13 protein-coding genes are annotated in these 13019 nt (G+C 59.8%); 1 reads left to right on the top strand and 12 read right to left on the bottom strand.

Annotation, left to right across the window (positions count from 1 at the left end; translation table 11 throughout):
• Positions 1-21 precede the first annotated feature (21 nt).
• The 3 genes from lafB to lafA (BN1137_RS12035) form a co-directional block, all read right to left on the bottom strand.
• Positions 22-1305, bottom strand: a complete 1284-nt coding sequence (gene lafB / locus BN1137_RS12045; protein WP_050718844.1) for a lateral flagellar capping protein LafB — start codon at positions 1303-1305, stop codon at positions 22-24.
• A gap of 115 nt (positions 1306-1420) precedes the next feature.
• On the bottom strand, positions 1421-2284 hold the full coding sequence (gene lafA, locus BN1137_RS12040) for a lateral flagellin LafA (RefSeq protein WP_050718843.1): 864 nt from the start codon (positions 2282-2284) through the stop codon (positions 1421-1423).
• Between the two features lie 178 nt (positions 2285-2462).
• Positions 2463-3326, bottom strand: coding sequence for a lateral flagellin LafA (lafA, locus tag BN1137_RS12035; RefSeq protein WP_050718842.1), 864 nt, complete (start codon positions 3324-3326; stop codon positions 2463-2465).
• A 206-nt stretch (positions 3327-3532) separates the two neighbouring features.
• Between lafA (BN1137_RS12035) and fliB the strand changes: the two genes are divergently transcribed.
• A complete protein-coding gene (gene fliB, locus BN1137_RS12030; RefSeq protein WP_083443448.1) occupies positions 3533-4696 on the top strand; it encodes a flagellin lysine-N-methylase in 1164 nt (387 codons plus the stop codon).
• A 54-nt stretch (positions 4697-4750) separates the two neighbouring features.
• On the opposite strand, the gene BN1137_RS12025 is transcribed toward fliB, so the two are convergent.
• The 9 genes from BN1137_RS12025 to flgEL all read right to left on the bottom strand — a co-directional run bounded on the left by BN1137_RS12025 (position 4751) and on the right by flgEL (position 13008).
• On the bottom strand, positions 4751-5752 hold the full coding sequence (locus tag BN1137_RS12025) for a hypothetical protein (RefSeq protein ID WP_050718841.1): 1002 nt from the start codon (positions 5750-5752) through the stop codon (positions 4751-4753).
• Between the two features lie 18 nt (positions 5753-5770).
• Positions 5771-6670: a lateral flagellar hook-associated protein LfgL gene (gene lfgL / locus BN1137_RS12020; RefSeq protein WP_050718840.1), complete on the bottom strand. Its 900-nt coding sequence runs from the start codon at positions 6668-6670 to the stop codon at positions 5771-5773.
• Positions 6671-6680: 10 nt separating this feature from the next.
• Positions 6681-8000 carry a lateral flagellar hook-associated protein LfgK gene (lfgK, locus tag BN1137_RS12015; protein WP_050718839.1) on the bottom strand — a complete coding sequence of 440 codons (1320 nt, stop codon included), beginning with the start codon at positions 7998-8000 and terminating at the stop codon, positions 6681-6683.
• The gene (locus BN1137_RS12010) at positions 8000-8398 is read right to left on the bottom strand and encodes a rod-binding protein (RefSeq protein WP_050718838.1); all 399 of its coding nucleotides are present in this window, start codon (positions 8396-8398) and stop codon (positions 8000-8002) included. The genes lfgK and BN1137_RS12010 overlap by 1 nt, the downstream gene beginning before the upstream one ends.
• Positions 8399-8408: 10 nt before the next feature.
• Positions 8409-9515: a lateral flagellar basal body P-ring FlgIL gene (gene fgIL / locus BN1137_RS12005; protein WP_050718837.1), complete on the bottom strand. Its 1107-nt coding sequence runs from the start codon at positions 9513-9515 to the stop codon at positions 8409-8411.
• Between the two features lie 8 nt (positions 9516-9523).
• Entirely contained in the window at positions 9524-10195 is a 672-nt protein-coding gene (gene flgH / locus BN1137_RS12000; RefSeq protein WP_050718836.1) for a flagellar basal body L-ring protein FlgH, read from the bottom strand.
• Positions 10195-10980 carry a lateral flagellar basal-body rod protein LfgG gene (gene lfgG / locus BN1137_RS11995; protein WP_050718835.1) on the bottom strand — a complete coding sequence of 262 codons (786 nt, stop codon included), beginning with the start codon at positions 10978-10980 and terminating at the stop codon, positions 10195-10197. Before lfgG ends, flgH begins: the two co-directional genes overlap by 1 nt.
• Positions 10981-11069: 89 nt before the next feature.
• Complete coding sequence (gene lfgF, locus BN1137_RS11990) at positions 11070-11804, bottom strand: lateral flagellar basal-body rod protein LfgF (RefSeq protein WP_050718834.1); 735 nt, start codon at positions 11802-11804, stop codon at positions 11070-11072.
• A gap of 10 nt (positions 11805-11814) precedes the next feature.
• Positions 11815-13008 carry a lateral flagellar hook protein FlgEL gene (flgEL, locus tag BN1137_RS11985; RefSeq protein ID WP_050718833.1) on the bottom strand — a complete coding sequence of 398 codons (1194 nt, stop codon included), beginning with the start codon at positions 13006-13008 and terminating at the stop codon, positions 11815-11817.
• Positions 13009-13019 lie beyond the last annotated feature (11 nt).

Genomic DNA, 13019 nt, shown 5'->3' with positions numbered 1-13019 from the left:
GGAGGAGAGGCGCTCACCGACTCACAATGCACCCATGGTTTGCATCATCTGGTTCATGGTGGTGAACTGATTGAGGTAGCGCTTATACGCGGATTCCATACGGCGATCCAGTGCCTCCATCCGCTCGTTCACCCGCTTCTCGCCGGCCTCTAGGCCGGTCTTGCGCCCCTTCAGGGCACCATCTCGCTTAGTGTAAGGATCGAGCGAATCGCTCATCCGCTTGAGCAGCCCATCATCCCCCATCAAGGCCTTGCCAAGCAGCTCGGGATCCTTTTCCAGCGCCTTGTTGAAGTCGGTCTCGTTGAAGGAGAGCTTGCCCGCCTTGTCGGTCTTGATGCCGAGGCTGCTGAGGCTGAGCCCATCCGGCAGATCCCGCACACTGCGAGAGAGGGCACTCTTGAGGCTACGCACCCCGCTGTCGGAGGAGAGCGCGCCCGGCGCCTTGGGATCGCTGGAAGTCATCTTGGCCAGCTCATCGATCAGCTCGTTATAGCTGTCGACAAACTTCTTGAGGGAACCGGTCACCGCCTCCTTGTCCTGATCGATGGTCACCATCAGGGGCGCATCGCCCACCTTCTGGGCCTTGGTCAGCTGGAAGGTCAGGCCGTCGACCACGTTCTCTATCTTGTTGCTGGAGGAGGTGATGGTCAGCGGGTTGTCGCCCCCCATGCGCAGCTTGGCATCCTGTGCCTGGGTGATATCCGTCTTGCCGGTGACGGCCTTGCCCAGCGCATTGGCGGTATCGCCGTTGTAGCCCAGGGTGATGGCATTCTCCACCCCGCTCTCCTTGCTGGTCAGCACCATGCTGACCTTGCCATCGGTGCGCACCAGGGTTGCCTTCACGCCCGGATTATCCTTGGCGTTGTTGATCTGGGAGACCAGATCCTTGGCGGTGGCACCGGCCGGCAGCGTCGCCAAATCGATGTCGATGGTCTTGCCTTTGACCGTCAATGAGAAGACCCCATCGGCCGGCAACGGCGTGGTGTCGCTGTCGAGCTGCAGACCCACCTGATGGGACTGGGCGAGCTGCTCAACGAAGAAGTTGTACTGACCCGAGCTGGCCTTGCCATTGCTGGTCACCGTCATCACCCCGTCCTGGGACATGGTGGCCTTCTGGGCCTGCAGGTTGGTCGCCTTGTTCAAATCCTTGAGCATGGCCTGGAAGCTCGACAGCTTGGTGGTGAGCGTGCTGATGGCACTCTGCTGTCCCTTGACGCTGTCCAGTTGCTTCTTCAGCAGCTTATCCATGTTCTGGCGCTCGATGGCGACCAGTTGCATCGCCATGCTGGCTGGATCTACTTGCATCATCACATCCTTATCAACTTAATCGGTGGCATGCCTGTTGGAAAAAACCGGCTCGGCTCTTTCCAACGCACAAGCAATAACAAGGCCACCCCTCGCGAAGTGGCCTGGCAACTCATTAACGCAGCAGGGAAGTCACCATGCCGGTCATCTGGTTGGAGTTGGACAGCACGGACATGCCAGCCTGCATCAGCATCTGGTTCTTGGTCATGTTGGTGCTCTCCTGGGCGAAGTCGGCATCCATGATGCGGCCGTTCGCCAGATCGGTGTTCTCTTTCATGTTGGAGAGGTTGTTGACGGTGTGCTCCAGACGGTTGATGTTGGCACCGAAGGCGGAACGCGCTTCACCGATCCCCTTGGAGAAGGTGTCCAGCTCGGTCATGGCGGCAGTAGCCTTGGTCTGGTCGTCGATACCGGCGGCAACGGCGGTGCCCTTGGTACCCTTGTCATCGGCAATCACACCCTTGAGGGCGGTGGCCAGAGTGCCATCGTCTTTCAGCTCCAGCTTCTCGGCACCGGTGCCACCGATCTGGAAGGTCACGGCTTTCTGGAAGCCTTGATCCTTGGCCAGCAGAGTCTGACCACCGAAGGTGGTGTTGGTGGTGATGTTGTCCAGCTCGGCGCGCAGTTCGGTGAACTCGGCATTCATCGCCTTGCGATCGTCAATAGTGCTGGTGCCGTTAGCAGACTGAGTGGCCAAGTCCTTCATGCGCTGAACAATGTTGCTCATCTCGTCCATGGCACCTTCGCCGGTTTGCATCATGGAGATGGCATCCTGGGCGTTGCGCATGCCCACTTTCTGACCGCTGGACTGAGCTTGCAGACGGGTCGCCATCTGCAGACCAGCCGCATCATCGGCGGCGGAGTTGATGCGCAGACCGGTACCCAGACGCTGCATGGCGGTGCCCAGCATCTTGTTGGTGGAGTTCAACTGGCTCTGAGTGGTCAGCGAGGCGAAATTAGTGTGAATGGACAAACCCATGATTTACTCCTCAAAAAGGCTGCATTGCAGCGGGTAACTCTTCAAAGATGAGAAGCGACAACAGCAGACCAAGACTTGAATGGGGAACGAAAAATATGATGAGAGGGCGGAAAAGCGGAAGCAGGGGAAAGAGGCAGGAGGAAGATGGCACTCATCCCAGGGATGAGTGCCACTGGGATTAACGCAGCAGGGAAGTGACCATGCCGGTCATCTGGTTGGAGTTGGACAGCACGGACATGCCAGCCTGCATCAGCATCTGGTTCTTGGTCATGTTGGTGCTCTCCTGGGCGAAATCGGCATCCATGATGCGACCGTTCGCCAAGTCGGTATTCTCTTTCATGTTGGAGAGGTTATTGACGGTGTGTTCCAGGCGGTTGATGTTGGCACCGAAGGCGGAACGGGACTCACCAATCTTCTGGGAGAAGGTATCCAGCTCGGCCATAGCGGTGGTCGCCTTGCCCTGATCACCGATACCTACCTTGACGGCAGCACCGTCGGTACCCTTGCCGGTACCCACAACTTCTGCCAGTGCCTTGGCCAGGGTGCCGGTCTTTTTCAGTTCCAGCTTCTCAGCACTGGTGCCACCGATCTGGAAGGTAACATCTTCCTGGAAGCCCTTGCCGGTCTTGAGCAGCTCTTGTCCACCGAAGGTGGTGTTGTTGCTGATGTTGTCCAGCTCGGCGCGCAGTTCGGTGAACTCAGCATCCATGGCTTTGCGGTCGTCTGCGGTGCTGGTGCCGTTAGCAGACTGGGTAGCTAGATCCTTCATGCGCTGAACGATGTTGCTCATCTCGTCCATGGCACCTTCACCAGTCTGCATCATGGAGACGGCATCCTGGGAGTTACGCATGCCCACTTTCTGACCGCTGGACTGGGATTGCAGACGGGTGGCCATCTGCAGGCCGGCGGCGTCATCGGCGGCGGAGTTGATGCGCAGACCGGTACCCAGACGCTGCATGGCGGTGCCCAGCATCTTGTTGGTGGTGTTGAGCTGGCTCTGGGTGGTCAGAGAAGCGAAGTTGGTGTGAATGGACAAGCCCATGATGTATTCCTCGATATGACGCTGCGCTGCAGCCTGTTAGGTTGACATCAGATATAGGCGACCCCTTTTTCGCAGAAATGTAGGCGGGTCATCGCATATTTTTCTGGCTTCCTTTTCCTTGTCGCTAGATGGGTCACTGTCACAGAACCGGGCGTTCGGCATGGTTATTGCTTTGACACCGCCATCTTCCATCACCGGACAGCGACATGGCAGCCTCTCTCTATACCCCTCACTTCGTGAAACATTTCCAGTGCATCGGAGATCGCTGCGAGGACAACTGCTGTCATAGCTGGACCATCAGCATCGACAAGGACACCTTCCGCAACTACGAGCGGCATCCGGATCTTGCCGTCAGATCCTTGAGCAAATTGCACATTCGCAAGGTGAAGCAGAGCAACGAGCATTGGGGGGAGATCCAGCTGGATGAGCAGGGGGCCTGCCCCTTCCTCGACGAGAATCGCCTGTGCCAGATCCACAGCAAGGCCGGGGCAGAAGCGCTGAGCCATACCTGCAAGACCTATCCCAGATCCCAGTCGCGCATCGGCAACCAGGTCAGAAAATCCCTGATGCTCTCCTGTCCAGAGGTCAGCAGGCAGCTGCTGCTCGATCCCATGGCGATGCAGACCGAGGTGACCGAGTTGGAGCAGCGCCTGCCGTTTGCCTCCCCCCCCTCCGCCGCCATGGCGACCCTGCACAGCCTGAGCATCCATGTGCTGGCGGCCACAGATGTTCCCGTTGAGGTACGGCTGTGGCTCATCGGCATGCTGGTCCACCGGGATCCTGCCCAGCTATCACACGAAGCCTTCCTGGATCAGGTCGCCGTGCTGGCCGAGCGAGGAGAGCTGCTTGCCATGTTCGAGCAACTACCGGTCTTGCCACGGCTGCAATGGTGGGGGCTGCGCACCATCACCCATCAGCTGCTGGCCTACTCAAAGGGACGGCGGGGGCGGCAGACCATGCAGGGCTGCCTCGACAAGATCAATCAGCTGCTGGAGGGGCTATATGATGAAACCAAGCTCGCCCAGCTGCAGCAGGTCTGGTACAGCAAGGTCTCGCCTTTCCTGGCGGCGCGGCCCCAGATCATGAACAACTACCTGCTCTACTACGTCTATCACCACAACTTCCCGCAGTCGCAGAGCTCGCCGTCCCAGGCCTATCAGTTCCTGGTGGTCGACTACTTCCTGCTGCGCAGCTATCTGTGCCTGCTGGCCATGGACAAGGAGCTGGAAGAGCAGGACGTCATCAACCTGTTTTACAGCTACCACACCATACGCCAGCACAACGCTAGCTTCCTCAAGACCATAGAGCAGGGATTAAGTGAGTCTGGCTTTGCGTCGGATCTCAGCCTCTACGCCTTGCTGAAGCCCTAAAGAAAAACCGCCAGCAGAGTGCTGGCGGTTTTTCTAACGTTCACTTCCTCTGCCTCAGGTCAGCAAGGCCACCACGTTCTGGCGCGACACATTGGCCTGGGCCAGCAGGCCGGACATGGTGCCCATGAAGCCACCATCCTTGAGTTGCAGGCTGAGCTTGCCTTGCAGCTGTTCCAGCTCTTCTTGCTGCAGGTTCTGGCTGCGTGCCTTGACCCGGTCCAGCTGCTTGACCATCTTTTGGCGAAACTGTTTCAGCTCCCGCACCGACTGCTCAATTTCGCCGAGCAATCGCTTCAGACGCTGCTGCTCCTGCCTGAGCTCGCCCTTGTCGAGCCCTTCCCCTAGCTGAGTGAGCTGGCCGGCCTTGGCTTTGAACTGCACCGGCACCGGGTTGCCTGCCGGAATACGAATGCCCTCGCCACTGATCAGCACGGGCTCATCCAGCTTGCGTCTGTGCTGATCCGGTACGCTCAGCTCCAGCTTGCCCAGTGCGTTCAAGCGCGCCTGGATATGCTCCTTGCGCAGCGCCCGATCCAGACGGGAGGTCACGTCCGCCTCATTGGCGCCGGCGGGCAACATGACCTCGACGGCACTGCTGGTCTGCGGAAAGGAGAAGACCAGCCGCTCTGCACTCGATTTGGGGGTCAGCAAGTCGAGTCGATCCGCGCTGTAGTGCACCCGGCTGTCTGTGGCCGATGCCAGCAAACGGGGTTTGAGATCCACCGTCAACGGGGCCTTTGGCTGAGTCAGTTTCTCTTCCAGCAACTTGAGGCGGGAAACCAGATCACCACCCGTGGCACGATTCTGGCTGAGTTGCTGCTCCAGCCGTTTCAGCTCGCCCCACACCTGACTGAGGGCCTGTTCCCCCCCCTGGGCGTGAGCGATACGCTGTTGGGCCGTGCCGATCAGCGCCCAGCGATCCAGGCGGACCACGTTGGGCTGACGCTCGTGGCGACTGGCTGGCGAAGAGGTAACCTGGGCAGTCGAACGTCCACGCAACTTGGGCTGAGCCGGTGCTTCGGCCACACCACTCGGACGGGTTTGTTGAATCTGCATCCTGGCTCCTTGACTGACTTACGGCATGTAGTTGAACAGGCTAAGACCATTCACCTTGGCGAAGGCCTGCTGCTGCACCTGCAGCGCCATCAGTACATGGGCCTGCTGCGTCACGGCGCTTGCATAATCGAGGGACTCTATCTGATTGCTCACTTCCTTGCTATAGACGCCCTTCTCCTCGTGCCCTTCGTCGACCTGATCCAGCAAATTGATGCGGGCACCGATGGAGCTGACCATCTGGCTGATGTCATCTTGCAGGGTCTGGCTGCGATCCAGCATGGCCCTTGCCTGATCGGAGGCATCCGCGGCCCCGCTGTCGAAGGCAGCCACCATCTCATCGAGCTGCTTGAAGAAGTCACCGTTCTGGATGAACAACTTGTCTGCGGTGTGATTGAGCTCAATCGTCACCCCTCTGGCGATGCCGACCTCACGCACCAACGCATCACCCTGATAGACATAACTACCACTCGCGTCCTTCACGATAGCGGTTTTATCTACCTGACTGCCGCTAAACAAACTGGATCCACTCTCGTTGCGGGCATTGGCCAGATCCAGCAAGCCGTCCTTGATGATCGCAACTTCGCTGGAGACAGCCCGGCGATCGTCCTCCGAGAGGGAGCCGTTAGCCGCCGTCTGGCTCAGATCCCGCAGCCGGCCCAACATGTTGGTCATGGTCTCGAGCTGGATCTCCCCTTGGGACAGCTGGCTCTTGGCATTGGCAATGTTCTTCTGGTACTGCGCCATCGCCGCCTGCTCTTTCTTCAGACCCAGCAATTGCACGCTGCCAACCGGATCATCGGAAGGCTGCAAGATGCGCTTGTTGGCCGAGATCTGACGGTCGAGCCGGGCATATTGACCGAAACCCTGCTGCAGATTATCGAGCATGCTGAGTTGGATCTGGTTGGTACTGATGCGCATGAAGGCTCCGTCAGAACATGTTCAGGATGGAATTGAAGAGCTGATCAGAGGTGCTGATCACCTTGGCATTGGCCTGATAGGCCTTGGTGTACGCCATGATCTTGACCCCTTCCTCATCGGTGTTGACCCCGCTGACGCTGCTGAGCTTGGTGGCCAGCTGTTTTTCCATGTTGGCGTCTGCCTCCATGGTCGCCTTGCCTTGGCCACTCTGCACCGCCATGCGGCCGAGCAGCGCACTGTAGGCGTCATACTGGCTGTCCTTGATGGTCAACAGCTCCTGCAAATTACGGTTATCCCCGGTGCCGCCCCCTGCCTTGGCAAAGGCCAGATGATCGCCAGTGAAACCGTCCGCCACCGTGAGAGTGCCGGACGGATTGAGAGGATCGTAACTGAACAGCGGTTTGCCCGGATCGCCGTTCAAGTCAATCCCGCCCCCCTGCTTGGCATTGAAATCATCCGCCAGCTTCTTCGCGATCTGATTGAGCTCAGCACGCAAGGGACGCAGCACAGTGGTGCGATACTCCAGCACCCCTGCCAGGGTGCCCCCTTGCAGTTTGGGGACCTCAAAGGTTTGCGGGCCAAAACTGAGATTCAGGGCATCGCCAGCCAGCGAGAGGGTGCTGCTGCTCCCCGCCAGTACCAGCGGTTGGCCTTGTGGCAGGCTCAGCGAGAAGGAACCGTCACTCTGCCGGTTGACCCTGACCTCCATGAAGGTCGAGAGCTCACGCACCACCTGCTCGCGACTGTCCTCCAGGGTCGAGGTATTGACCCCCTTGGAGGCCTGCTCGCTGATCTGGGTATTGAGTTCAGCCACCTGTTTCAGGTAGCTGTTGACCTGAGTAATGGTGCTGCCGAGCTGATCGTCGATCTGCTTTTCCTGGGTCAGCAGGCTCTCGTTCAGCTGGCCGAAGCGGTTGGCAAGCGCCCCGGCAGAGCTGACGATCTGGCTGCGCTGGGCCGGTGTCTCCGGGCTGTCGAGCGCGGCATTGAGGGAGGCGAAGAAGCTGTCCAGTCCCTTGGTGATGTTCATCGACTCGCTGCCGAGCAACTGCTCAGTGGTGTTGATGTACTGATGAAACGCATAGGATGCACCGGTCGCGGAGCGGCTGCGCCAATGCTGGGACACCAGATAGTCATCGGTGATCCGGCGCACCCCGTTCACTTCTACGCCCATGCCGTTATCCAGTCGGCCAAAACCGGCAAGGCTGCCCATGGTGGCCTCCTGGCGGCTGTAACCGATGGTATTGACGTTGGCGATATTCTGGGCGGTGACGTTGAGCGCGATCTGGGCCGCATTAAGTCCGCTAAAACCGATATTGAGCAGCGACATCAGTCAATTTTCCTCATTTTTGCCGAATTCAGAGGCTGACTGAAGGCAGCCAGGGTCTGCTGTTCCGAAGCGACCACTGGCTCGTCATTCTTTAATGTGGGTGCCAGTTGATTGACCATCTGCTCCTTGAGCCCCATGCCGCCACGCTTCACCAGACTCATCGCCAGCTGGCTGTCATACATGTCGCGATACAGCTCCTGGCCCTTTATCAGCTTGTCATCCTCATCCTGCATGGCATCGGAGGCCGAGCGCATATGCTTGAGGACGGTCTGCAGGAAGCTCACCTCAAATTGGCCAGCCGCCGCCTCCAAGGCCGCCCGCTGATCCGGGTTGCTCTTTATCTGCTGCAGTTCATTGAGATCCTGATAGAAACCAGGCTCCGACGTTATCTTGGTCATATCAATATCCTTAGATGACCACCAGCTCTCCCTCGAGGGCTCCCGCCTCATCGAGGGCTTGCAGTATGGCCATGACATCATCCGGGGTCGCCCCCAGCGAATTCACTGCCTTGACGATCACCTCCAGCGAGGTGCCTTCCGGCCAGACGAACATGTTGTTGCGTTCCCGATCAACCTGGACCTGCGAATTGGGGGTGGTGGTGGTGCGACCGTTGGAGAAGGCGTTGGGCTGGCTGACGGTCTGGCTCTCGCCTATGGTCACTGTCAGGCTGCCATGACTGACGGCAGCCTTGCGCACCTTGACCCCTTGCCCCATCACTACTGTGCCGGTACGGCTATTGAAGACCACCCTGGGCCGCTCATTGCCCATGTCCACCTGAATGTCCTGCAGCAAGGCCATGAAGGAGATCCGCTGGCTCTCGTCACGGGGCGCCGCTATCTGGATGCGCCCGGCGCTGACCGCCTTGGCAACCGATCCCAGCTGGCGATTGATCTCCCGCTCCACGTTGCGCGCCGTCTTGAAGTTCGGCTGATGCAGATTCAGGACAACCTCGGGCTTGTCCGCAAAGCTGCTGGCCGCCTCCCGCTCGATGATGGCGCCATTGGGAATGATGCCCGCCGTCGGCACATTGATGGTGACAGACGAGCCGGACTGCCCCTCCGCCTTAACCCCGGCCACCACCAGGTTGCCCTGGGCAACGGCGTAGACTTCACCGTCGATGCCACGCATGGGAGTCAGCAGCAAGGAACCGCCCCGCAGACTCTTGGCGTCGCCGATAGAGGTCACGGTCACATCGACCAGCTGCCCCTTGCCGGCCAGCGCCGGCAGGGTCGCCTGCACCGACACGGCGGCGACGTTCTTGAGCTTGGGATCGATATCATCGGGCAGTTGCACACCAAACTGCTTGAGCATGTTGGTCATGGACTGGCCGGTGAACTTGACCTGGCTGCGATCCCCGGTACCGGAGAGGCCGACCACCAGCCCATAGCCCACCAGCTGGTTGGTTCTCATCCCCTGCACGTCGGCGATGTCCAGCAAGGCCCGTTTGGCGGGAGCGGCAGCCCCTGCCACGCCCGGCAGGACGAAGCAGATCAGGGCGATACACCATTTTTTCATCTGGATCCTCACAGGGGAGCGAAGGCGGAGCTGAAGAAACGCGCCAGCCAGCCCATCTGATTGCTATCGGCGAGGGCGCCGCGCCCGGCGTAGGTGATGCGGGCATCGGCGATGCGCTGGGATGAGATGCGGTTGCTCTGATCGATATCCTCGACCCGCACCATGCCCCCCAGACGGATGTATTCATCCCCCTGGTTGAGGCGGATCCACTTCTCACCGCGGATCCCCAGCACCCCATTTGGCATCACCTCCGCCACCGTGACGGTAATGGCCCCCGCCAGGGTGTTCTGCTGGCTGGAGGTGGCGCCGCCATCAAAGTCCCGATCGGCACTGACCGAGGCGCCCCAGTCAGGCCGCGACACGCCACCAATGGAAGGCGCCGGCACATTGATGCTGTTGTTCTTGTTCATGCTGGTGTTGGCTTTCTTGCTGGACTGGGTCCGCTCTTCCAGCATCACCGTCAGGATATCGCCGATGCGATAGGCGCGGCGATCCTGGAACAGCGTCATCATGTAATCGCCACGGTAGAGGCTGCCATCTTCCCCCACCCCCGTCCTCGTCATCTGGGAACGGGACGGGGCCCATTTCTCATCGCCGGGCTCGGGAGCCTGCAGCTCATATGTGGAGCATCCCCCCAGCAGCAAGATCAACCCAAAGCAACGCCACATCGCCCCCATCATCACAGTGCCTGGGTCACGAACTTGAGCATCTGATCGGCGGCGGAGACCACCTTGGCATTCATCTCATAGGCACGCTGGGTGGTGATCATGTCGACCATCTCTTCCACCACGTTGACGTTGGAGCTCTCCAGGGTGAACTGCTTGATGGCACCCATGGCCTCTTCCCCCGGCACCCCTTCGATGGCCTCGCCGGAGGCACCCGTCGCACGATAGAGGTTGCCCCCCAGCGCCTCGAGCCCGGCCGGGTTCGAGAAGTTGGTCAGGGTGATACGACCCAGCTCCACATTCTCCTGCTGGCCCGGCAGGGTGGCACTCACGGTACCATCGGTACCGATGGCCACCTTGGTCGCGTTGTCCGGGATCTGGATCTGCGGCAGCATGGGCAGACCATCGGAGTTGACCAGCAGACCTTCCGCATTGCGGTGCCACTGGCCGTTACGGGTGTAAGCCGTTTCGCCATCCGGGCGCTCGACCCCGAAGAAGCCCGCCCCGACCACGGCCATGTCCAGCTCCTGATTGGTGTTCTGGAACTGGCCTGGAGTAAACACCTTCTGGGTGCCGACGACCCGTACCCCGTTACCCATCTGGATGCCGATGGGGGACAGGTTCTGCTGATCCTGCTGCGCGCCAGGCTGGCGCTGGACCTGATAGAACAGATCCTCGAAGGCAACCCGATCGCGCTTGAAGCCGACCGTGTTGACGTTGGCCAGGTTGTTGGAAATGCTGGCCATCTTGGCATCTTGTGCCGACAGACCCGTTTTACTCACCCACAATGCTGCGTGCATCTTCGTCTCTCCACCGATTCATTCGGGAGCGCCACGCGCTCCATCAACTCTTGTTCAGTGCCCGGCCAGGGCCAGCGCATTCAACACTGTCAGCCCTGGCCGGAGATCAGCCGGGCGCCCTGCCTGGCCTGATCATCGGCGGTCTTCATCAGCTTGACCTGCAACTCGAAGTTGCGGGTCAGCGACATACTGCTGATCAGCTCATCCACCGCATTCACGTTCGCCCCTTCGAGGAAGCCGGAGGCCAGCACCACTTGCTCGCTGATCTCGGCATCTCCCCCCAAGCGCTGCCGGAACAGGCCATCCTGGCCCTTCACCAGATCGGCCGGGTCGGGATTGACCAGTTTGAGGCGACCCACGTCCAGACGGGCACCACCACCCGGTGGAGTGATGCTGAGGGAGCCGTCCTTGCCAAAACTCAGGTCACGGTAGGCAGGAAGCACCATTTCCCCACCATCCCCCAGCACCGGACGGCCATTGAGGGTTAACAGCCCTTCGCCATCCACCTCCAGGTTGCCGGCACGGGTGTAGGCTTCCTTGCCATCGTCCGTCTGCACCGTGATGAACCCCTCTCCACGCACCGCCACATCCAGCTTGCGGCCGGTCTGCATCAGGGCCCCTGGCGTGAAGTTGGTGCCAGCCAGCTCTTCACGGGCCATCACCCGGCTCTGATAGCCATCACCGGTCAGGGCATAGGCGGAGGCCCGCTCGAAATCGGCCCGAAAACCGGCGGTGTTGACGTTGGCCAGGTTGTTTGCCCGGATTTGCTGGGCCATCAGGGTATGTTGCGCCCCCGACATGGCGGTATAGATAAGCTTTTCCACGCATCACGCCTTAGAAGGAGTTGAAGAGAACCTGAGTCATCTTGTCGGCCGAGCTGATGGTCTTGGCGTTGGCCTGATAGTTGCGCTGGGAGGTCATCAGACTGACCAGCTCCCCCGTCAGATCGACGTTGGAACCTTCATAGGCGCCCGCCGTCAGGTTGCCAAGAGTCCCGGTTCCAGGCGCACCCAGCACGGGCTGACCCGAGCTGAATGACTGTTGCCAGGTGGTGTTATTGGTTTGCAGCAAACCATTGGGGTTGGTGAAGTTGGCCATCACCACCTGGCCCTGCCGCAGGCTCTGTCCATTGGTGAAGGTGGCATAGACACCGCCATCGGCATCGACCCGGACCCCGGTCAAGTCGCCCGCGGTGTAACCATTTGACTGGTTGCGAGTCGCGTTGAAATCAGAGGCATACTGACTGACCTTGGCCAGATCCGCCTTGAGTGCAATGGGCTCTGCACCTGCAGGGGTAAGATTCAACACCGGAGCCGTGGTCGGCGTCTTCAGGGTGCCATTGGTGTTGAACGCCATGGTCACTGGAGTACCCGTCTTGGCACCATTGAAGGCGTAATTGACCTGCCAGCTGTTATCACCCGTCTTCACGAAGTACTGGGTGACAGTGTGTTCAACCCCGAGGGAGTCATAGACCTTGCTGGACTGGGAGTAGCTGTAACTCTCGGACTTGGTCGGATCGAAGGGGTGCGCCGTCTGATCGATCACGCTGGCATCCGCCTTGAGATTGGCCACGAACTCCAGACTGTCGGAGGCCTTGGCGGGCAAGTTGCCAGCCTTCACCTGAATGTCGCCCACCACGCCCGACTGCAGCTCTCCCGCCTCATTGGTGGTGTAGCCCTGCAGACGAGTGCCATTGGCGGTGGTCAGGTAGTTGCTGGCATCACGCTGGAACATGCCGGCCCGGGTGTAGGAGGTCTGGCCGTTGCTGTCCTTGAGCACGAAGAAGCCATTGCCGGAGATTGCCAGGTCCAGCCCACGGCCCGTTCGCATCACATCACCGTTGCGTTCGAAGTTCTGGGAAACATTGTTCATCTCGACCCCGCCAGCCTGGCCACCGCCGTAGATGGCAGCGAACTCGGCACGGCTGGATTTGAAACCCGCGGTGCTCGCATTGGCGACGTTGTTACTGATGACACTCAACTCTTGGTTGACGGCGCGCAGGCCGCTCAGTCCGATACTAAAAGACACAGTTTCGCTCC

The organism is Aeromonas tecta (assembly GCF_000820185.1).
Classification (GTDB): Bacteria; Pseudomonadota; Gammaproteobacteria; order Enterobacterales; family Aeromonadaceae; genus Aeromonas; species Aeromonas tecta.
This window is presented reverse-complemented; position numbering and strand designations above follow the sequence as displayed.